Source organism: Aeromonas sp. CU5 (genome assembly GCF_002586745.1).
GTDB classification, from domain to species: domain Bacteria; phylum Pseudomonadota; class Gammaproteobacteria; order Enterobacterales; family Aeromonadaceae; genus Aeromonas; species Aeromonas sobria.
This window is the reverse complement of the sequence record NZ_CP023817.1, coordinates 3,207,563-3,227,500: the sequence shown is the minus strand read 5'-3', so window position 1 is coordinate 3,227,500 and position 19,938 is coordinate 3,207,563. Positions and strand designations below refer to the sequence as shown.

The following is a 19,938-nucleotide window of genomic DNA, read 5'->3' as shown; positions in this document are numbered from 1 at the left end:
TGAAGATGCGGTGTACCCGCGGCTAGACGGAAAGACCCCGTGAACCTTTACTACAGCTTGGCACTGAACATTGAACCTACATGTGTAGGATAGGTGGGAGGCTTTGAAGCGATAACGCTAGTTGTCGTGGAGCCGTCCTTGAAATACCACCCTTGTATGTTTGATGTTCTAACGCAGGGCCCTGAATCGGGCTCGCGGACAGTGCCTGGTGGGTAGTTTGACTGGGGCGGTCTCCTCCCAAAGAGTAACGGAGGAGCACGAAGGTTGGCTAATCCTGGTCGGACATCAGGAGGTTAGTGCAATGGCATAAGCCAGCTTAACTGCGAGACGGACAGGTCGAGCAGGTACGAAAGTAGGTCATAGTGATCCGGTGGTTCTGAATGGAAGGGCCATCGCTCAACGGATAAAAGGTACTCCGGGGATAACAGGCTGATACCGCCCAAGAGTTCATATCGACGGCGGTGTTTGGCACCTCGATGTCGGCTCATCACATCCTGGGGCTGAAGTCGGTCCCAAGGGTATGGCTGTTCGCCATTTAAAGTGGTACGCGAGCTGGGTTCAGAACGTCGTGAGACAGTTCGGTCCCTATCTGCCGTGGGCGTTGGATGATTGAAGGGAGTTGCTCCTAGTACGAGAGGACCGGAGTGAACGAACCTCTGGTGTTCGGGTTGTCACGCCAGTGGCACTGCCCGGTAGCTAAGTTCGGAATCGATAACCGCTGAAAGCATCTAAGCGGGAAGCGAGCCCTGAGATGAGTCATCCCTGACCCCTTGAGGGTCCTAAAGGGCCGTTGGAGACCACAACGTTGATAGGTGGGGTGTGTAAGCGCGGCGACGTGTTGAGCTAACCCATACTAATTACCCGTGAGGCTTAACCATACAACACCCAAGAAGTGTTCTGAGACTTGTAGCAAATACCAAGTGAACTACTAACTAATTCAGTGATAGTGATGAAGCCATGAGCGACATCATTACTCACGTCAGCTTTCTCAGATTGAATTAATTTGCCTGGCGGCCATAGCGCCGTGGAACCACCTGATCCCATGCCGAACTCAGAAGTGAAACGCGGTAGCGCCGATGGTAGTGTGGCATTCGCCATGCGAGAGTAGGACACTGCCAGGCACCCAATTAAACAGTGATGTGAAGAATCACATCATTGGCCGAGAGGATGACACCTCTGATAAGCGGAAAAAGATTTAGCGAAAAGCTAACCAAATAGCGGAGCGGTAGTTCAGTTGGTTAGAATACCGGCCTGTCACGCCGGGGGTCGCGGGTTCGAGTCCCGTCCGCTCCGCCACTAATTTTAAAGGCCTTCCCGAATGGGAAGGCCTTTTTGCTATGGGCATATTTTGTCCATTGAAGCCCATGTTTGCATACAAGAGCGAACATAAAGGCCCGGTTCTCGACCTGGCTTTGGTGTTTCTAGCCGCTACTGTGATTGATTTTTGTACCATCGATTTTGCTGTTTTCATTGTAATGTTTGCAGCTCGTTCTTTTTTATAGCTATACCAGCGGATTGTTGGTTGCTTAATGAACGATTCTGGTGGTGTACTTTTGGCCAAACGCCGCGGAGGGGGCGTGATTAGGGTTGTATCTCGCTTATAACTCGGTAGAGTAAGGGCATCTTGAGTTTGCCTTCCCTGCTTGGTGTTCGTTGGGATAAAGGTGTAACTTGGCCCGTTTTTATCAACCTTAAGCCAGTGGTATCGATATGGAACAAGTAAACAAATCTACTTTCAGTGATGTACTGGAATATGTGCGAATGTCCCGTCGTCAGAACAAACTCAAGCGTGAAATTACGGACAATGAGAAGAAGATCCGTGACAACCAGAAGCGTGTGCTGCTGCTCGACAACCTGAGCGATTACATCAAGCCAGGCATGAGCATTGATGATGTTCAGGCTATCATCGCCAACATGCGTACCGACTATGAAGAGCGGGTTGATGATCACATCATCAAGAATGCCGAGCTCTCCAAAGAGCGCAAAGAGCTGAGCACCAAGCTGAAGGGCATGAGCTCTCACAAATAAGCGTTCAGCTTTCGCTTAAGAAACACCGGCCACTGGCCGGTGTTTTGTTATCAGCTCGGATCTCTGCCACTGCTGCAACAATCGGCTCCCCTTTTTAGAGTCGCCCTGTTACCATCACTACAAAGCGGTCAATAGTTTCAAGCCATTGACTTGAAAAGACTAAGCTTTAAACACAATAAATTGCGCAACCATGGTGGGGCTGATATGGGCGCATCAGAACAGACGGATTTGACACAAGTGGCATCTCAAGATTCATCTGTCCAGACCAAGGACGGGAACCCTAAACGTAAGCGTCGTTCTTGGTGGCGTTGGTTGTTTTGTTTTCTCTTTTTAGCGTGCCTGGGGGGGGTGATCTTCCTGGTGGGCTATGAGATGAAAACCTCAACGCTACAGTCTCAAGAGATATCCCGCTATGCCGCCAAGCTGACCTATCAGGTCGAGCCAGGTCAGAGCAAGCAGATCGCTTTTCCCGGTGATGGCCCGTTCGACAAGCGGCTCGGCTATGTGCAACTGCCAATGATGCAGGAACGTTTGCTGCAACGGGGTTATGAGGTTAGCAGGCAGGTGCATTTCTCCGATGCCCTCTATGACTACGCAACTCGCGGTTTCTTTGTGCCTTATACCGAAAAGGTTCAGGCTGGACTGACGCTCCACGATTGCCGCGCGGAACCTTTCTACCTGTTCAAATACCCGACCCATCATTATCCTGACTTTGCTTCTATTCCACCGCTGGTGATCCAGTCGTTGCTGTTTATCGAGAACCGGGAATTGCTGAGCAACGAGGAGCCGCTGGCCAACCCGGCTGTCGACTGGCCCCGGTTCGCCAAAGCAGCGCTCTCTCAGGTCGGCAAGGCGTTGGATATGCAGGATCAATCTGCCGGTGGCAGTACTCTGGCAACCCAGGTGGAGAAGTATCGCCACTCGCCGGATGGCCTGACTCTGTCGCCAACCGAGAAGATCCGTCAGATGGCTTCTGCCAGTGTGCGGGCCTATCGTCTCGGGCCTGAAACGCTGGAGGCGCGCAAGCTGGTTGCCTGGGCCTACCTCAACTCAGTGCCGCTCTCGGCTGCGCCGGGATATGGTGAGGTGCATGGTCTGGGTGATGGTCTCTGGGTATGGTTTGGCGCCAATGTCGATGACGTGAACCGTCTGCTTGATCCCGCCCGTAACCAGAACGCGCCACTGGCCGAGCAGGGGCTTGCCCTGCGTCAGGTGGTTTCCCTGATGATTGCCCATCGTCGTCCCTCCTACTATCTGGCTCAGGGTCGCGCGTCCCTCGCAGATCTGACTGACAGCTACCTGCGCCTGTTTGTGCAGGAGGGGATGATCACGCCGCCGTTGATGGAGGCCGCCCTCAAAGCCAAGATTAGCTTCCGTGATTTCTTGAAGTCCCCGGCCATCACCCGGGTGAACAATAACAAGGGATTGCAGGTTGCCCGTACCCGCTTGAGCCGCCAGCTCGGAGTGCAGCTCTATGATCTCGATCGGATGGATCTGACAGCAGATACCAGCCTCAACATGCCGTTGCAGAACGAAGTCTCTCGTTATCTGCAACAACTGGCCGACCCTGCGGTTGCAGCGCAAGTCGGGTTGTTTGGTGAGCGCTTGCTCTCCCCCGAGAAGACCGGTGATGTGCGCTACAGCTTCACGCTGTTCGAGAAGTCACCGGAAGGGTTCAAGGTGCGGGTGCAAACCGACAACACTGATCAGCCGTTCGATATCAACGAAGGATCGAAGCTGGAACTGGGCTCCACCGCCAAGTTACGGGTGTTGACCACCTATCTGGAGATTGTGGCTGAACTGCACGATCACTATGCCAATATGCCAGCAGAGAGCTTGCGCAAACTGGCGTCGGTCTCTCAGGATAATCTCAGTCGCTGGGCTATCTCCTATCTGATGAGTGCCAAAGACAAGAGCTTGCCGGTGATGCTTGAGGCGGCGCTGGATCGCACATACTCCGCCAGCCCTAATGAAGGCTTCTTTACCGGCGGTGGTATGCACACCTTCAATAACTTCCGCCGCGAGGATAACGGGCGTATTCCCGCCATCCGCGATGCGCTGCGCGAGTCCATCAACCTGCCATTTGTCCGGTTGATGCGCGATATCGTGCGCTACAGCCTCTATAAAGAGGGCAATCGCGCCCAGTTGCTCAAGGATGACAAGGATCCACGTCGTCAGGAGTATCTGGCCAAATTTGCCGATAAAGAGGGGCAAACCTATCTGCTGCGCTTCTGGCGTAAATATCAAGGCAAGACCCCTGAGGAGCAGCTGGATACCTTCCTCGATGGTCTCAAGCCGAGCGCGGTGCGTCTGGCGGCGGTTCACCGCTACCTGATGCCGGAAGCTGACGAAGCGGCTTTTACTGCCTTCCTGGCTGAACGGTTGCCGCGGGATAAGCTGAGCGCGAAACGGATCAATCAGCTCTATGTCAGCTATGGCCCGGGCAAGTATTCACTGCCGGATCAGGGCTACATTGCTCGGGTGCACCCGCTGGAGCTGTGGCTGCTGGCCTATCTCAAGGCGTTCGACAAGGCGACCTTTGCCGACGCGGTTGCGGCCAGCCGTGACGAGCGGCAAGAGGTCTACAGCTGGCTGTTCAAGACCCGTCATCGCAGCGCCCGCGACAGCCGGATCCGCACCATGCTGGAGGTTGAGGCCTTCCTCGACATTCACCAGCGTTGGGCCAAGCTGGGTTATCCGTTTGACCATCTGGTGCCATCACTGGCGACCGCCTTGGGCAGCTCAGGTGATCGCCCGGCTGCATTGGCCGAGTTGATGGGGATTATCCAGAATGGCGGGATCCGCACGCCGACCCTGCGTATCGAGCACCTCTCGTTCGCCAAAGGAACGCCGTTCGAGACTGCGTTTGAACCCTTGCATGCCGAGGGAACCCGGGTGATGCCTGCAGAGGTTGCTGCCGCGCTACGCAGTGCCCTCTCCAAAGTGGTGGAAGGGGGAACGGCCAGACGTATCGCTGGTGCTTTTGCATTGCCTGATGGCACTGTGCTGCAGATGGGTGGCAAGACAGGGACCGGTGATAACCGGATCGAGACGGTAGGTCGTTATGGCAATGTGACCAGTTCACTGGCGCGCAACCGCACCGCGACCTTTGTCTTTTTCATCGGTGAAGATCACTTCGGCACCCTGACCGCCTATGTGCCGGGCAGCCAGTCTGACAAGTTCCGCTTCACCTCGGCGCTGCCGGTGCAGGTGCTCAAGGGGATGGCCCCCTTGCTGATGCCATATCTGCAACCAGGCTCCCATACCCAGTGTCTGGCAAATCAGTGATACGAACGTATTGCAGATAACATAACCAGGCAGATAACAAACGGGGAGGCTGACAGCCTCCCCGTTTTCTTTTCTTCATCGGGCGCCCGATGGGATCAGACGTTCAGTACGAACTGCTCGATCAGCTGAGCCACACCATCTTCATCATTGCGGGCGGTGATGTGCTGGGCCAGTCCTTTGATCTCGTCAGTGGCATTGCCCATCGCAACCCCGAGACCCGCGTACTCGATCATGTGGCGGTCGTTGCCAGCATCCCCAACGGTGATCACCTGCTCAGGGGTCAGGCCAAGGTGCTCGGCCAGCGCCGCAACGCCGGTTCCCTTGTTGCTCTGCTTGTTCATGAACTCGAGGAAGAAGGGGGCGCTCTGTACCACGGTATAGCGCTCATAGAGCTCTGCTGGCAGTCGCTCGATAGCGCGGGAGAGCTGGGGCGGTTCGTCGATCATCATCACCTTCATGATCTGCTCGTCGGTAGCCAGAGTGGCGAAGTCGATCAGATTGATCGGCATGCCGATAAGGCGCGATTCATGCTCGGTGTAGGTGCTGACACGGGGACTGATCAGGCCACGGGTAACCGAGAAGCCGTGAATGTTCACTTCCAGCTCGGCGGCCAGTTTGGCGATGGCGCTGGCGTCACTGCCAGTCAGCAGCTGGCTGCGGATGATGCGCTGATCGGCCACCTGTTGCACCAGGGCGCCGTTGTAGCAGATGACGTAGTCATGCTCGGTGGTGAGGCCGAGCTCTTCGAGATAGCGGCTCATCCCTTCCAGCGGGCGGCCAGAGGCCAGCACCACGGTTAGCCCTTTGGCGCGCGCGGCGCTGATGGCGGCGTGGGTGCGGGGAGTAATCTGGCCCTGCGGGTTGAGCAGGGTGCCATCCATATCCAATGCGATCAGCTTGTACATCTCTCACTACCTGAGTCTGGGTGGCCCGCCCGGTGGGGCCAAGGAAGTGGCGAGTGTAGCGAAAATCGGCGGCGGGATCACGGCTGGTTCAGCGATTGATCCGTGCCGGTTGACCTATTTGTGCCCCTCATAAGGGTTCATCAGCAGCTGATCTTCGCGGATGCAGAAATGGATCGGGCCGTGTTCGATATCGACCCGGTTGTGGTGGTGAGCCATCTCCACCTCGATCCCGGGGAAGAGGTGCTGGGTCGCGATGATATCCATCTCGGCCATCAGTTTCTGAAGCTCTTCATGGTTGGCGGCCAGTTGTTCCTCCAGCTGGCGCAGCTCGAGTTGATGGCGTTCCCGAATAGGCTTCAGTTTGCGCAGGGTATCGGGGTTGCGCTTGTCGCTGGGCAGTTGCACCAGCCGCATCACCAGTTCTTTGATCTTCTCCAGCTGCTCCTGACACGCCTGTTGCTGCTGTTTGAGCTGATGCTCCTGCTCCTTGTGGGTGAAGTAACCGCCGAGGATCTGCAGCTTGGTCTGATTACCGGCAGAGGCCCCCAGCACCGGCGAGATGATGAGACGATTGGCAATGCTGGTGCCCCCCAGCAGGTTGCCTTTACGCATCCCGCCGTCACCCACCTTGATATCCTGTCCACTGTGGCTGTAACAGTGGCTGAGCTGGCTCTGGATCTGGATATCGCCTCCTGCCTCCAGCTGGGCATACTGGGCGTAGCTGGCGTGGATCTCTCCTTGGGCATTGAGTTGGCAGAGGTACTCCCCCTGCTCGTTGCGCCTGCCTATGATGCCGTGGCGTACCGTGATAGTGCCCCCCGCCTCGATCCAGCCCCCTTCGATAAAGCCGCCGATGACGATGTCGCCGCTGACCGAGATCTTCATGCCCGGATTGACATCGTCATTGACGATCAAGCCCCCTTCAAAGGTGATATGGCCATGGCGTGCATCAACCCGTTTGACGCTGAGCACCTCGTCTACCTTCATGCCCGATTTTTCCTGACAGGGCAGCCCGGCGCGGCTGGCAATCAGCAGATCGGGATCGTCAGGGGAGAAGCAAGTGCCGTCCCCTGCACTCATCGGACTGTCCTTGCCGTTCTTGGCAGGCAGATCCTGACCAGTCACGGTAAAGCCGGGCACCCCGACCGTGGCTGGGTGACGGCGCATCAGCTGGGCGCCCGCCTTGACGGTGACGATGGAGCCGAGATCCCGCAGATCGACCCGGTCATGATCCAGCTCCCTGGGTTTGAGGATCCGCTCGGCAGGGGTCTCCACCAGCCGTTCATAGCGGGTGTCCTGACCATTGACGGCAGGCTGGCCGCGGGCGATGACCAGTTTGAGCTGACTGCCGGGGGTGGCCTCCTTGGCCGACTGGATGGCGGTGGTGAGCAGAGGCTCGCTCACTCCCTGCTTGATTTCACTGAGGGAGATAGCCTCCTTCAACTGTTCGATAGATAGATACTTGCCACCCCAGTCAGCGGTGATCTGGGCGCTGGCGCTCATTCGATCTTTTTCCACCACTATGGTGACTCTGGCATCTTGCCGTTTGGCGATGGGAACCGGGTTGGCGGGTACGGGGGCGGCGGGGTTGCTGAGCAGGGTATTGAGCAGGCTGATGGCCTGCTTGATCCCCTCTGGCAGTGGCTGATAGCGGCGACAGTTGGAGGCGAGCAGCAGAGCCTGAATATCCTGTTCCGTGACCGGCTTGGAGAGACCAGCTGCAATCCGCAGGCAAACCAGGTCCATATCGCTTGATAGCAGCAGCCACTCTTTGCTTAACACCGTATCTCCTTGCCGGGTGAAGGGAGGGGCGATGGTTTCGTCCCTCTACTGTCATTTAATCTCTCAATGATGGATAAAGCGAATCGCAGACTTTGAGAGTGGGCAGTATTCAGATATTTCTGCTGAATGGTCAATGGATTGAGGTCAAATCGGTGATGACGGCCGGATAAATGTGGGAGCTGTTCGGAAATGGTGGAAAATAGTGCGCCGGATCGCGGCAGGGGATCTCTGCCAGCGACACGGGTATCGCTGGCAGAGCCTGTGGTGATCAGTCGCGCTGGGCCGTTCTGGTCAGGGTCAGGTAATCGCCGAGTACCGGCTCCCCCAGCAGATGGCGGCGCAGCATGTCGAGCGCAGCAAAGGCGAGGATCTTACGGCGGCTCTCCGGGTCGGGATGGCTGACCTTGACCGTCTGGCCTATCTGTTTGCCATCGGCGCAGAGCAGCAGTGGCACACCCTCTGCTCCCTCCCGTCCTATGGTCAGCTGCAGGCCTGTATCGGCAGTCGGCAGCTGCGCCAGCTCATCGGCCTGGTGCGCGCTGAAGCGGGCCTCCAGCCGGGGATAGCCGTGACAAAGCGCCAGCAGCGCGCCGCCACTCTCCCCCTCCAGCAGAGCCAGTGGCCTGCCTTGCAGCAGCGCGAGGATCTGCTGCGCCGGTTCTGTATCCCCGCTGCCGACCAGCCAGGGGCGGATCGTGTTCAGCAGCCGGCTTTCGACGCTCTCCATGTCAGCAGCGCTGGCGCCGTGACCGATCAGCTTCAGCTCGATAAGGGGCATGGAGGAGCGGTAACCCAGCTCGATGCCGGTGGGCCAGGGGGCGGCATCCAGCATGTCGGAGAGCGCTGATTCCGAGACACCGAAGGTGTAAAAGCGGCGCAACTCGGTGTCGATCTGTGCCCCGGCTAACTGTTTAAGGCGCGGCAAGATCTGCTCGCGCACCATCTGCTTGAACTCGAACGGCACGCCCGGGGTGAAGAAGAGCTGGCTCTGGCCACTTTGCACCACAAAGCCGCAGGCGGTGCCGACCGGGTTGTCGAGGATCTCGCACCCCTGTGGCAACCAGGCCTGCTTGGCGTTGCTTTGTGCCATCGGGCGGCCCCGACTGGCGTAGCGGGCGGTGATGGTGGCGAGCCACTCGGGGAACAGGGTGAGCGGTTGCTCGAAGGCCTCGGCCGCCGCCTGAGCGGTGAGGTCGTCGGCGGTGGGGCCGAGCCCGCCGCACACCAGCACCACCTCGGCGCGGCTGGCGCTCTCTTGCAGCACGGCTTTCAGGTCGGCGAGGTTGTCCCCCACAGTCAGGCGGCGGCGCACCTGCCACCCCTGTTCCAGCAGCAGGGCGCTGAGCCAGGCCGCGTTGGTATCCACCACCAGCCCCGTCACTATTTCGTCTCCGGTACTGATGATCTCGATACGCATGGCGAACTCCTTGCTCTGAAAAGGGTAATGACGCTGACCTGAGGCTAGGGCAATCAGGATTTGGCTTGCTCGAAGTAGTAGCTGATCCGGGTGCGTGGATTGAGGTACTCGAACACGGCAGGTGGCAGCCGTTTGGGGTGGATCACCTTGGCAATCGACAGTTCAACCTGTTGCAGGTCAATGATGGCCGCCTCCTGACGGGGGATCCGCGGATCGTAGACCAGCACCGAAGGGTAGAGCAGGCGGGAGGCGTTGACCGACATCACCAGCCCCACCTGGCCGTTGGATAACTGCACCACGCTGCCGGGGGGTAGATCCCCATCAGCCGGATCAGCATGCTGAGGTACTCCGGATTGAACTGGGCCTTGCGCTGCTTGTAGAGACCGCTCAGGGCCGAGTAGGGCACCTTGGCCTGCATGTGGCAGAGGTTATCGTACTCGTTGATCAGCGACACCATCTGGGTCAGCGGATCGAGTTGCCCCCCCTTGAGCCCTTCCGGGCCGCTGCCATCCAGGTATTCGTGGTGATGCAGCACAATCCCCTTCGCCTCGGCCGGGAAATCCTTGGCCAGATTGAGCAGATCCAGACCGTAGCGCGGGTGCTGGGCCATCAGGTTCTGTTCCGGCTTGGTGAGGGGCTCGGTTTTGCGCAGGATCTGGCTCGGGATCTTCAGCTTGCCGATATCGTGGAACAGCGCCCCCATGCCAATCTGGCGGATCTGGTCGGCCGACATGCCGCACTCCTTGGCCAGTAGCATGCAGAGCACGCTGACATTGAGGGAGTGGAAGTAGAGGTTGTTGTTATCATCGCTGTCGGAGACCAGATGAAGCACCATCTCATCCACGGCGAGCAGTTGCTCGGTCATGGCGTTGATCAGCTCCTGCGCCTCGCCAATGGCGTTGAGGGGGCGGGACTGGAGCTTGCTCATCACGCTGCGCACCTGCGCCAGCGACTGCTGGAACTGCTTCTCGCATTGCTGCAAGTCGCGACGATATTGCTGCAGTTGCTCGATGCGGCGATCTTTCTCCTGCTGCATCTGCGCCTGGCGCTGCGCAGTATCTGACGTTTCGGCCGGCTGCGGTTGCACCTGGCTGAGAGGCTTGGGGGGCGCATCGCTCTTGTCGGGAATGATGGTGACCAGTTTCAGGCCGAGACGGCGGATCAGTTCGATCTCTTCTTCACTTTTGATCTTGAAGCTGGAAAACAGGAACGGGTGTTCGCGCCACCCCAGTGGCAGGGATACAAAGTTGCCGACTTGCAGTCGATCTACGGAAATCTTGATACCAGTCATTATCTTGGAAGCAGGAGGCACACTGAGCCGTATGCTAGTCAAAGGCGAGGATGAATACAAAAGGTATCTGATGACAGGCTGGGGGCTTTATTATAGGCTTCTGGATGTCCAGACACTTTTACCGATGCAGTACAGGGAGTAAGCATGCCGATCAAAATCCCGGATCAGTTACCCGCCGCCGAAGTGCTGGGGCAGGAGAACATCTTCGTGATGACGGAATCCCGGGCCGTCACCCAGAACATCCGCCCGCTGCGGGTGTTGATCCTCAACCTGATGCCAAAGAAGATTGAGACCGAGATCCAGCTGATGCGGATGCTCTCCAACTCGCCGTTGCAGGTGGATGTGGATCTGCTGCGCATCGACGACAGGGAGTCAAAGAATACGCCGCAGGCGCACCTCGAGAACTTCTATCACGACTTCGAGCAGGTGCGTGGCAATAACTACGACGGCATGATCATCACAGGGGCGCCGCTCGGGCTGGTGGAGTTCGAGGAGGTGGTCTACTGGCCGCGCATCGTCGAGATCATCGAGTGGTCCCATCAGCATGTCACCTCCACCCTGTTCCTCTGCTGGGCGGTGCAGGCTGCGCTCAAGGCGCTCTATGGCATGGAGAAACAGACCCACGGCGAGAAGCTCTCCGGGGTTTACCGCCATCATCGTCTCGACGAGCACGAGCCGCTGCTGCGCGGTTTTGATGACGAGTTTGTTGCCCCGCACTCCCGCTATGCGGCGTTCGATGGCGATCTGATCCGCGCCCATACCGACCTGCAGATTTTTGCCGAGTCAGCAGAGGCGGGAGTCTATCTGGCGGCGACCAAGGATTGTCGCCAGGTGTTTGTCACCGGTCATCCTGAATACGACACCCTGACCCTGGATGGGGAGTATCAGCGGGATCTGGCGGCAGGGCTCGACCCGGCCATTCCGGTCAACTACTACCCTGATAACGATCCGGGCAACACCCCGCGCGCCAGCTGGCGCAGCCATGGTCACCTGCTGTTTGCCAACTGGCTCAACTACTACGTCTATCAGCTCACCAGTTATCGGGTGGAGGATATCGGCAAGGTCTTCACCTACGGTCAGGACGGCAAGTAGTCAGCCGCCCTGCTCCAGCCGCTTGGCCAGCTGGTCGAGCCACTGGCGGTGCGCGGCCAGGGTGAATGCTTTGGGTCTGTGGGCCTTGATGGCGGCCATGGCTTCTGCTTGTGGCTGGCCCAGGGTCATCAGCAGCGCGGCGGCGACCAGACCGGTGCGGCCACTGCCCCCTTTGCAGTGGATGACCAGATGCTTGCCATCCCCAAGCAGCTCGCGCATTGCAGGCAGTGCTTGCTGCCAGATCAGATCAAAGGTGGCATCGGGGGCCTGGTCATCCTCGATGGGCAGATGGAACCAGCGCATCCCTTCGCGCTCGACCTGCTGACCGAGTTGCTCCAGTTCGAGTCGGGCCAGCTCGGCAGCCGTCATCAAGGTCACCACGCCGTGGGCACCGGCAAACCGCAGTTGATCGAGCGCCAGGGTCAACGGCACCTGCTGGGTGCCGGGGCAGGGGGTCAGCAGCAGTTGGCCATCGACACGGGGGACTTCCTGGCTCCAGAAGGGATGAGACGAGTACATAAAAGTCCTTATGAGGCAGGTAGGGGCAAGACGAAACGGGCCAGGCCCGGATGCTGAGTGTGACAAAGAATAGGGCGCGTGGTCGCGATGTCAATCTGCGTTGTGTTCGGTCCGGTTTACGGGCAGAGTTTAAAAAAATTGTGTGGTTCAAGGAGTTAAGATGAGAAATCTGGATCAACTGGACCTGGATATCCTGGCCCATCTGTTTCGCGATGCGGGCATGACCAACAAGGATCTGGCCGCGCTGGTGGGGGTTGCCCCCTCCACCTGTCTGGAGCGGGTACGCAAACTGCAGCAGGACGGGGTGCTCAAGGGGGCGCACTGCGAAGTGGACTATCAGGCCCTCGGCGGCCACATTCAGGCCATGGTCTCCCTGCAGCTTGCCCGCCATAGTCGCCAGATCATCGATGCCTTCCGCGATGCCATTCTGGCGCTGCCCGAAGTGATCAGCCTGTTCCACATGGGCGGCAAGGATGATTTTCTGGTGCACCTGTGTGTCTCCGACACCGAGCACCTGCGTAACTTTGTGTTCGACCACTTCACCTCCCGCGAGGAGGTGGTACACCTCGAAACCTCACTGGTATTCGAACACAGATTCAGCCGTTCGCTACCCTGTTTTACCCAGCCATAACGGCGGGCGAGTCGCTCAGTTGAGCAGATAGAAAAAACCGCCAGCTGGCGGTTTTTTCTATTCAACATGTTACCTTTCCGGCCTCATTGCTATCCGAAAGGGGACGCTTATTGGGCGGCGACCCGTTGATCCTTCGCGGTCTGATAGAGCCCCTGCTGATAGGCCATGCTGCCCCAGAGCACCAGACCAAGCGCATCCTCTTTCATCGCGTCAGGTTGTGCGGCAGAGGTCAATTTTTCACTGGTCTGGTTATAGACAAATCCTTCCGCTGGTCGCTCCGGTTGCAGGATCACCACATCCTTGCCGCGCATCAGGGCGAAGTTTTTGTCGTACTGCATGAGGGCGCGTCCCGGCCAGTCGGCGGGCATGCGGGTCAGATCCTTGCCCAGCATGGGGTGGTCGGCACTGATCCCCATCAGGGAGAGCAGGGTCGGTGCCATGTCGATCTGGCTGACGATGCGCGGATCCTTCTTCGGCGCTATGCCGTCACCGACGATGACCCCCGGAATATGGAAGCGGGGGATGGGCACCAGACTGGAGCCGCCGACCCGGCTGTCGTGATCGGCGATCACCAGGAACAGGGTGTCCTTCCAGTATTCGGACTGTTTCGCCTTCTTGAAGAACTCGCCGATGGCGTAATCCGCATACTTGGCCGCGTTGTTACGGGTCTGCTTGGGCTGCTCGAAGAGCTCGATGCGATTGTCCGGGAATTCGAACGGATCGTGGTTGCTGGAGCTGAACACCAGACTGAAGAAGGGTTTGCCCTCCTTGTGCAGCGCCTTGAAGGTCTCGTCGGCTTTGGCCATCAGATCTTCATCGGAAGCGCCCCAGGATCCCTTGAACACCGGATTGTCGAAATCCTTCTGCTCGACGATGGTGGTGAAGCCGTTGCCGAGGAAGAAGCTGCGCATGTTGTCGAAGTGGCTCTCGCCGCCGTAGATAAAGCTGGTGTCATAACCTCGCTGTTTGAGCAGATCGGCGATGGTGAAGAAGTTGGTCTGGCTCTTGCCGAGTTTGACCACCGCCTGCGCCGGGGTTGGCGTGAAGCCGGTCAGCACCGCCTCGATACCGCGCACCGAGCGGGTGCCGGTGGCGTAGAGCTGCTCGAAGGCCCAACCCTGCTGGGACAGGGCATCGATGTTGGGGGTGAGCGGCAGGCCGCCGAGGGAACCGACAAATTGGGCACCCAGGCTCTCTTGCAGCAAGATCACCAGATTCTTTGGTTTGCCCTGAAAGCTCGCCTGGTTGAAGGTCTGGCTGGGCAACAGATTCGAGTTGAAATCACTGGCCGGACGGCCACTCTCCTGGCGCATGATCTCGAGCACTTTCTCCTCGGACATCTTGCCGTAAAACTGGCTGGCATCCTCTTCGGCACCCATCTGTTTGATGGCAAAGAAGAGGGAGTAGGCGGAGTTGACAGTGAGTGAGTTGATCAGCGGATCATCGGCAAAGGCGACCATGGCCGGGTTCAGGGCGCGATGGCCGAGACTGGATCGAGCGCCGAGAAAACCGATGGCCAGAATAAGCAGGGCAAACGCTGGACGCAGATACCAGCGGGGGAAGCTAAGGCCGCGCACCAGACGGCCACTCAGCCACCAGCCACCGGCCAGTACGGCGCCACTGAAGAGCGCCGCCAGCAACAGCTCGCCCTTGCGGCCCGCCCACAACATAGAGAGCACCTCCTTCGGATAGATGAGGTACTCCACATAGAGGCGATTGGGACGCACGCCATATTCGGTGACAAACGAGGGGGTGGAGATCTCGAGGAACAGCATCAGCCAGAGTCCGACGGTCAGCCACACTCGCATCAGTTGCAGCCAGCCCCGGCCGATGGCGTGGGGGCCTGCCAGCAGCAGGGTGAACATGGCGGGGACACCCCAGACCCAGCAGAGGGTGGCAAAATCGACCCGGATCCCTTGCAGCAGCATCTCCTGCCAACCGGCGACGGCATCCACCCGTTCCAGTTGCCAGAGGCCGAGGGCAATTCGACTGAAGGTGAGAGAGAGCAGGGCGAGCGCACAGAAGATAGCGAAAGGCCAAAATGGGCCCAGTCGCCGTTTTAGGTTTGTCATGAATGTTCCTGATAGAGCCTGTAAACGTCTGTCCACAGACGTTTTTTTTATTTGTTGTGACCTTATGACAGGCAGATGGGGAGAAGGTTGCACTCTAGCTTGCCAAAAGGGGTAATTAACATATCGCTTATCAAATGGTGTGACGGTGCGCACTTAATGATTACAGAATAATCTGCTGGGTGAAATGTGAGCTGTGGCGCGTATGGATAGGGTGGCGGGTGTTTATAATTACCGCGAATTATCCCAATCGGAGCCGAAAGGATGCCGGTCTTTATCGATGTGGAGTATGTGCAGGGATGGCGTCTGTTTGTGGTGTTATCGGACGGTATCACAGGGGTGCTGGATCTGAACCCCTGGCGTGGTCAGGCGCTGTTTGCAAAACTGGAGAATGAGCGCCAGTGCGCCCGGGTCTTCATCAACCGTCACCACCAATTGGAGTGGCCCGTCGGCTGTTCCTTGTCAGCCCATGAGGTCTATCACCTCATCTCCCCCATCGATGAACGGGAAGCCTTCAGTTAATCCCCACTTTTTGTGAGCAAGGGGGATCGACCCCCTCTTCAAGTTGCTGCACGCCAGTCAGGCGGGGCTTAGCTATGAGCAGAGTGGCCGCATTCCCGAGCCGGGTCGCTCGTACTGGCTCTCGGTCAACTACCGCTTCGCTTCCGACGGCGTGCTCTGAGCAAGATGAGCGGGTAACGTTTTCAGTCACAGACCCCTCTGCGAGCGCTCGCTATCATGGCGAAAAGCAGGTGCATTCAGACACTTGTGCTCACAGCGGGAACATAACAATGAAACAGGGAACGTTGCGCTATGGCGGCCTGCTCGGGGCCGCCCTGTTACTGGCTGCCTGCGGTGGCAGCAGCAGTTCTTCCGGTGGTGAAGTCATCCCACCGGCTCCCAACCGTACCGATCTGGTCAGCAACCGTGCCTGCTATGGCGATGATCAGCCCGCCTGCAACCTGCGCATCTATCAGGTGATGGTGGAGTCGTTTGCCGATGGTGATGGTAGTGCCAACTACGGCGTCGGCTACGGCCCCTCCCGTCACAATGGCGATCTGCAGGGGATCATAGACAGTCTCGACCACATCAAGAGTCTCAACGTCAACGCCATCTGGCTCACCCCGGTGTTCGACTCCTGCGCTGGTCAGGGCGGTGACGACAAGCTGGATGCCACCGGCTACTTCGCCTGCGACTACTTCAATGTCGATCCCAACTTCGGCAGCAATGCCCAGCTGAAAAAGCTGGTGGATGGGGCGCACCAGCGCGGTCTCTATGTATTCCTCGACGGGGTGTTTGGCCACGTCAACAAGGTGGGGGTGAGCAAGCCGTCGCCAGAGGGGCGTCAGCCTGCCCTCACCAGCGGCGGTGCCGGTTATCCCGGTCAGCTGGTGGATTACAGCAAGCCGGAGAGTCTCGCCTACTTCAAGGAGGTGGCCCGTTACTGGGTCGAGCAGTACGGCATCGATGGCTGGCGCCTCGATCAGGCCTATCAGCTCAATCTGGACGAGTGGCGTGGTATTCGCAGCGAAGTGGAACGAGCCAGTGCAACGCGCCAGGTCGCCGGTCAGCAGTGGGGCACCCTCGGCTATATGGTGGGGGAAGTGTGGAAGGGGGCTGACGAGATCCGTGCCGAGGCTTACGGCAGCAGCGACAATCCGGCGCTCGCCTCGGCGTTCGACTTCCCATTGCGCTACGGCATCGTGCAGGCGCTGGCGGTAGAAGAGTCCGGCAAGGGCGGGCAGGGGGCCAGTGTGCTCGACGCCAGCTGGAACAAGGTGGAGAACTACCCGAATCACGCCATGCCCAACCTAATGCTGGGCAACCACGATCTGGTGCGGTTTGGCGATCTGCTGGAGCGCGGCCACTTCAATCCGGCCGAGTACTGGCAGCGCCACAAGGCGGCCTTCAGCTTCCTTGCGGCCCGCTCCGGCCCCATCACCCTCTATTACGGCGAGGAGTTTGGCGACGAGGTACCGGGCTTTGCCGCCAAGGTCAGCGGTGACTGCGTGGCGCAGGGCTTGTGCGATGACCACGCGGCTCGCAGTGACGGCAAGGTGCCCGCTGTCACCGGCTTTGTGCCGGGCAGCGAACAGGCCGAGCTGAAAGAGTGGCTCGCCCAGCTGCTGGCAATGCGCGCCGCTCACCCTGCTCTCTATCAGGGGGAACGAGTCAAGCTGGTGGCCGACGGCAGCCTCTATGGCGACATCAAACAGACGGCGGGGGAGCAAGTCGTCTACCTGCTTAACCTCTCCACCACGGCGCTCAGCTACAACCTGCCAGCGGGCAAGTTGCGCAGCGGCAGCGCACTGGTGGATCTGCAAAGCGGCGAGAGTCTGGCCATCGGCGGCAGCAGTGTGACGGTGGCGATCCCTCCCTTGAGCGGGCGTTTCCTGCGTCTGCAATAGGTCAGCGGCAACAAGCAGTGATACGAGAGAGGGCCCCATCGCGGGGCCCTCTCTGTCATTGTGGGCGACAAGGTCGTGGCGGGTTATGCGGTGGTCTGGCCCCGATTTTCCAGCCGCTGGCGGAAGGCGCGGGCCAGCCGTTCGTAGAGATCCTGCGCCTCCTTGTCTTCGATATCACCGCGGATCCAGGGGTTGTCGACGATCTCCAGCAGCACGCAGTCACGGCCCTGCTGGCGCAAGTCCAGCCCGTAGAGGCCATTGCCGAGTTGATGGACGGCGCGGCGGGCGGTTTGCAGCACTCGTTCCGGCACCTCGTTCAGCGGCAACGCCTCGATGCGGCTCATGTCGAGCGGGTGCTTGCGGCGGCGAATGCGGTTGCCGGGTTCGGGTCGGTAGCGGCGACAGGCAAACAGCGGCGAGCCGTCGAGAAAGCCGATGCGCCAGTCAAACTCGGCGGGGATCCGGCTCTGCACCAGCAGCAGGGCGGAGCGGCTGAGCCCCTCGTCCAGCAGCCGGGCCAGCTGCTGCTCGTCACTAGCCAGGGCGAGATCCCGCCCCTGCGCGCCATCGGGCACTTTCACCATCAGTGGCAGACCGAGTCGCTGCACCAACTCGTCCACATGGTGGCGGCCGCGACGGGTCACCACCATGGTGGGCGGCATGGGCACGCCGCTGCGCACCATCAGCTCGTAGAGATAGAGCTTGTTGCTGCAGGCGAGGATGGCGCGGGAGCTGTCGATCACTGGCATCTTCAGCTGTTCGGCGCGGCGGGCAAACTCGAAGGTGTAGTGGCCGACCGCGGTTTCGGCACGTAGCCAGAGGGTGTCGAACTCCGGCAGCCGCTCGATGGCCGACGGTGGCAGGATCTCGGCCCGGATCCCCTGGGCGGCGGCGGCCCGGATAAACCGCTCCAGCGCCAAGCTATCGCTGCTGGCGCGACCATCATCGGGGTCTACCAGAATGGCAAGCTGGTAAAGCGGCGCCGCCTGCTCCTCGTCACCTGTGCCCACCAGTGCCTGAGCGTGGTGCAGCATCAGGGCCTGTTCGCTTTGGCTCAGCTCCAGCGGCGACAGGCTCTGCTGCTGGCGTACCGACCAGCCGTGGCGGCCGCGCTTGAGGGTCAGCTCCTGCAGCGGCAGCTGGCTCAGGCCATAGTAGTAGCGGGCCAGCCCCGCCAGCTCGCTCTGTTCACACTGGCCGAAGATGGCGCGCACCCTGATCCGATCCTCGCTCTGCTGGGCCAGCCACCCTTGCGCCTTGCGCCATAGCTTGGCCGGTGGCTGCTGGGGTTGCAGTCGGCTGATGGCTTGCAGACCCGGCAGGCAGTGGTGGCCCCGGGCCTGGGCCAATAGCGAGCAGTAGTAGCCCGCGCTCAGGTGTTCCAGATTGCGGCAGAGGTTGATAATGCGGGGGCGGCCGCCGGTGGTCGGTACCCCATGTTGCAGGTAAGTGCGGGCGGTCAGCAGATAATCGGCATGGCAAGGCCAGTCGCCCAGCTCTTCGACGATGACATAGGTACTCATATTTTCGGCTCCACAGATCAGACTGCCTGAACAGGCAGGATCCCCAGTGGGCTTCGATGCACCGACAAGCACGACAATGGCGCGAGGGGAAACAAGAGGTTACAGTGCCTCATATTCTGCTTTGGTCACTTGTGATACAAGTCGCATTTGTGGTGCTGAAGATAAATAACCGAACAAGGACTCCCTGTGTTGACCGTACGAGCGGCCCGAACCGATGATCTGGGCGCCATCGTTAATCTGGAACGCTACTGCTTTCCCCCTGAAGTCGCCTTTGGCCGCAGCCGCTGGCACTATCTGCTGACCCACGCCAAGGGACGCACCCTGCTGCTGCTGGATGAAAAAAATCTGTTGATGGGTTACCTCTGCCTGCTGGAACACAGAGGCTGGGATCGACTGGTCATTCAGGCGCTGGCGATCCGCTGGACGGTGCGCCGTCTGGGTTGGGCCCGCCGCCTGCTGGAGCAGGTGATCCGTGAGGGCAAGGCTGCCGGTTGGGGGGCGGTTCGCCTCGAAGTGGGGGATGCCAATGAAGAGGCGCTGGCACTCTATCAGGGGTTGGGATTTCGTCCCCAGCAGCGGCTGGCGAATTACTATGGCCGCGACCAGCACGCCCACCGGTTGGTGTTGCCGCTGGTGAGTGATGAGGAGATCCTGCTGCGGCGGCAGGCGCGCAAGCGGCTTTCGCAGGCCCGCTAGTTATGTTGAACGAGCAGAATCGAGGTGCAGGATGAGCTGCGACAACTGCCTTGCCACCGCCATCAAGGCCAAGCTGGGGCGCTGCCCGGTCTGCGCTGGCCAGACGTTCGTCATCGGCCTGATTGGCTGGCTGGTCTGGTGGTGGTGTGGCGCCGACACTTCGGTCAACGCCCTCACCGGCCTGCTGTTCGCGCTGGGTGGCTCGGGCCTGTTGCTGCTCCATCTGGTGGTATTTGTCTGGCGCAAGGCGACCGGACGTGAATTGAGAGATGAATGAATCTGAATAGAT

At 59.3% G+C, this 19,938-nt stretch carries 14 protein-coding genes, 1 tRNA gene, 2 rRNA genes and 1 pseudogene (1 of these 18 running past the window's edge); 11 read left to right on the top strand and 7 right to left on the bottom strand.

The annotated features are described in order from the left end of the window. The 5 genes from CK911_RS14365 to CK911_RS14345 all read left to right on the top strand — a co-directional run. A 23S ribosomal RNA gene (locus CK911_RS14365) occupies positions 1–878 on the top strand; it begins 2,012 nt to the left of the window's first position. Between the two features lie 128 nt (positions 879–1,006). Continuing rightward, positions 1,007–1,121, top strand: a 5S ribosomal RNA gene (gene rrf, locus CK911_RS14360). A 98-nt stretch (positions 1,122–1,219) separates the two neighbouring features. Beyond that, positions 1,220–1,296, top strand: a tRNA-Asp gene (locus CK911_RS14355). 414 nt (positions 1,297–1,710) lie between these two features. After that, positions 1,711–2,028: a PTS system regulator TmaR gene (tmaR, locus tag CK911_RS14350; RefSeq protein ID WP_042023151.1), complete on the top strand. Its 318-nt coding sequence runs from the start codon at positions 1,711–1,713 to the stop codon at positions 2,026–2,028. A gap of 204 nt (positions 2,029–2,232) precedes the next feature. Continuing rightward, the gene (locus CK911_RS14345) at positions 2,233–5,316 is read left to right on the top strand and encodes a transglycosylase domain-containing protein (RefSeq protein ID WP_098970779.1); all 3,084 of its coding nucleotides are present in this window, start codon (positions 2,233–2,235) and stop codon (positions 5,314–5,316) included. A gap of 95 nt (positions 5,317–5,411) precedes the next feature. Here CK911_RS14345 and yidA read toward each other — a convergent pair whose 3' ends face one another. The 4 genes and pseudogenes from yidA to CK911_RS14325 form a co-directional block, all read right to left on the bottom strand. Further along, positions 5,412–6,221 carry a sugar-phosphatase gene (yidA, locus tag CK911_RS14340; protein ID WP_098970777.1) on the bottom strand — a complete coding sequence of 270 codons (810 nt, stop codon included), beginning with the start codon at positions 6,219–6,221 and terminating at the stop codon, positions 5,412–5,414. Positions 6,222–6,335: 114 nt separating this feature from the next. Next, positions 6,336–8,003 (bottom strand): DUF342 domain-containing protein, encoded by a 1,668-nt coding sequence (locus CK911_RS14335; protein ID WP_367576389.1) that lies wholly within the window; start codon positions 8,001–8,003, stop codon positions 6,336–6,338. Between the two features lie 268 nt (positions 8,004–8,271). Further along, entirely contained in the window at positions 8,272–9,420 is a 1,149-nt protein-coding gene (locus CK911_RS14330) for a CinA family nicotinamide mononucleotide deamidase-related protein (protein WP_098970775.1), read from the bottom strand. A 53-nt stretch (positions 9,421–9,473) separates the two neighbouring features. Then, a pseudogene (locus tag CK911_RS14325) lies at positions 9,474–10,711 on the bottom strand (HD-GYP domain-containing protein). Positions 10,712–10,855: 144 nt separating this feature from the next. Between CK911_RS14325 and metA the strand changes: the two are divergent. Continuing rightward, positions 10,856–11,803, top strand: a complete 948-nt coding sequence (gene metA / locus CK911_RS14320) for a homoserine O-succinyltransferase (RefSeq protein ID WP_098970772.1) — start codon at positions 10,856–10,858, stop codon at positions 11,801–11,803. On the opposite strand, the gene CK911_RS14315 is transcribed toward metA, so the two are convergent. Continuing rightward, positions 11,804–12,322 carry a cyclin-dependent kinase inhibitor 3 family protein gene (locus CK911_RS14315; protein WP_172954024.1) on the bottom strand — a complete coding sequence of 173 codons (519 nt, stop codon included), beginning with the start codon at positions 12,320–12,322 and terminating at the stop codon, positions 11,804–11,806. Between the two features lie 160 nt (positions 12,323–12,482). Between CK911_RS14315 and CK911_RS14310 the strand changes: the two genes are divergently transcribed. Further along, a complete protein-coding gene (locus CK911_RS14310; protein ID WP_042023133.1) occupies positions 12,483–12,953 on the top strand; it encodes an Lrp/AsnC family transcriptional regulator in 471 nt (156 codons plus the stop codon). Between the two features lie 107 nt (positions 12,954–13,060). Here the strand turns inward: CK911_RS14310 and CK911_RS14305 are convergent, their stop codons facing one another. Continuing rightward, entirely contained in the window at positions 13,061–15,025 is a 1,965-nt protein-coding gene (locus CK911_RS14305; protein ID WP_098970768.1) for an LTA synthase family protein, read from the bottom strand. A 261-nt stretch (positions 15,026–15,286) separates the two neighbouring features. On the opposite strand from CK911_RS14305, the gene CK911_RS14300 reads away from it, so the two are divergent. Further along, a complete protein-coding gene (locus CK911_RS14300; protein ID WP_098970766.1) occupies positions 15,287–15,544 on the top strand; it encodes a DUF2442 domain-containing protein in 258 nt (85 codons plus the stop codon). Positions 15,545–15,813: 269 nt separating this feature from the next. Beyond that, entirely contained in the window at positions 15,814–17,430 is a 1,617-nt protein-coding gene (locus CK911_RS14295; RefSeq protein ID WP_098970764.1) for an alpha-amylase family glycosyl hydrolase, read from the top strand. A gap of 83 nt (positions 17,431–17,513) precedes the next feature. Here the strand turns inward: CK911_RS14295 and CK911_RS14290 are convergent, their stop codons facing one another. Continuing rightward, complete coding sequence (locus tag CK911_RS14290) at positions 17,514–18,953, bottom strand: RimK family protein (RefSeq protein ID WP_098970762.1); 1,440 nt, start codon at positions 18,951–18,953, stop codon at positions 17,514–17,516. Between the two features lie 186 nt (positions 18,954–19,139). On the opposite strand from CK911_RS14290, the gene CK911_RS14285 reads away from it, so the two are divergent. Both CK911_RS14285 and CK911_RS14280 read left to right on the top strand, forming a co-directional pair. Further along, entirely contained in the window at positions 19,140–19,649 is a 510-nt protein-coding gene (locus tag CK911_RS14285) for an N-acetyltransferase (protein WP_042023121.1), read from the top strand. A gap of 31 nt (positions 19,650–19,680) precedes the next feature. Continuing rightward, positions 19,681–19,926, top strand: coding sequence for a DUF3624 domain-containing protein (locus tag CK911_RS14280; RefSeq protein ID WP_098970759.1), 246 nt, complete (start codon positions 19,681–19,683; stop codon positions 19,924–19,926). Positions 19,927–19,938 lie beyond the last annotated feature (12 nt).

Bases quoted from the DNA above. Each gene is read 5' to 3' on its own strand.
- CK911_RS14330 (WP_098970775.1), bottom strand. From the start codon at position 9,420: ATGCGTATCGAGATCATCAGTACCGGAGACGAAATAGTGACGGGGCTG.
- metA (WP_098970772.1), top strand. From the start codon at position 10,856: ATGCCGATCAAAATCCCGGATCAGTTACCCGCCGCCGAAGTGCTGGGG.
- CK911_RS14345 (WP_098970779.1), top strand. From the start codon at position 2,233: ATGGGCGCATCAGAACAGACGGATTTGACACAAGTGGCATCTCAAGAT.
- yidA (WP_098970777.1), bottom strand. From the start codon at position 6,221: ATGTACAAGCTGATCGCATTGGATATGGATGGCACCCTGCTCAACCCG.
- tmaR (WP_042023151.1), top strand. From the start codon at position 1,711: ATGGAACAAGTAAACAAATCTACTTTCAGTGATGTACTGGAATATGTG.
- CK911_RS14295 (WP_098970764.1), top strand. From the start codon at position 15,814: ATGAAACAGGGAACGTTGCGCTATGGCGGCCTGCTCGGGGCCGCCCTG.
- CK911_RS14310 (WP_042023133.1), top strand. From the start codon at position 12,483: ATGAGAAATCTGGATCAACTGGACCTGGATATCCTGGCCCATCTGTTT.
- CK911_RS14300 (WP_098970766.1), top strand. From the start codon at position 15,287: ATGCCGGTCTTTATCGATGTGGAGTATGTGCAGGGATGGCGTCTGTTT.
- CK911_RS14315 (WP_172954024.1), bottom strand. From the start codon at position 12,322: ATGTACTCGTCTCATCCCTTCTGGAGCCAGGAAGTCCCCCGTGTCGAT.
- CK911_RS14290 (WP_098970762.1), bottom strand. From the start codon at position 18,953: ATGAGTACCTATGTCATCGTCGAAGAGCTGGGCGACTGGCCTTGCCAT.
- CK911_RS14280 (WP_098970759.1), top strand. From the start codon at position 19,681: ATGAGCTGCGACAACTGCCTTGCCACCGCCATCAAGGCCAAGCTGGGG.
- CK911_RS14305 (WP_098970768.1), bottom strand. From the start codon at position 15,025: ATGACAAACCTAAAACGGCGACTGGGCCCATTTTGGCCTTTCGCTATC.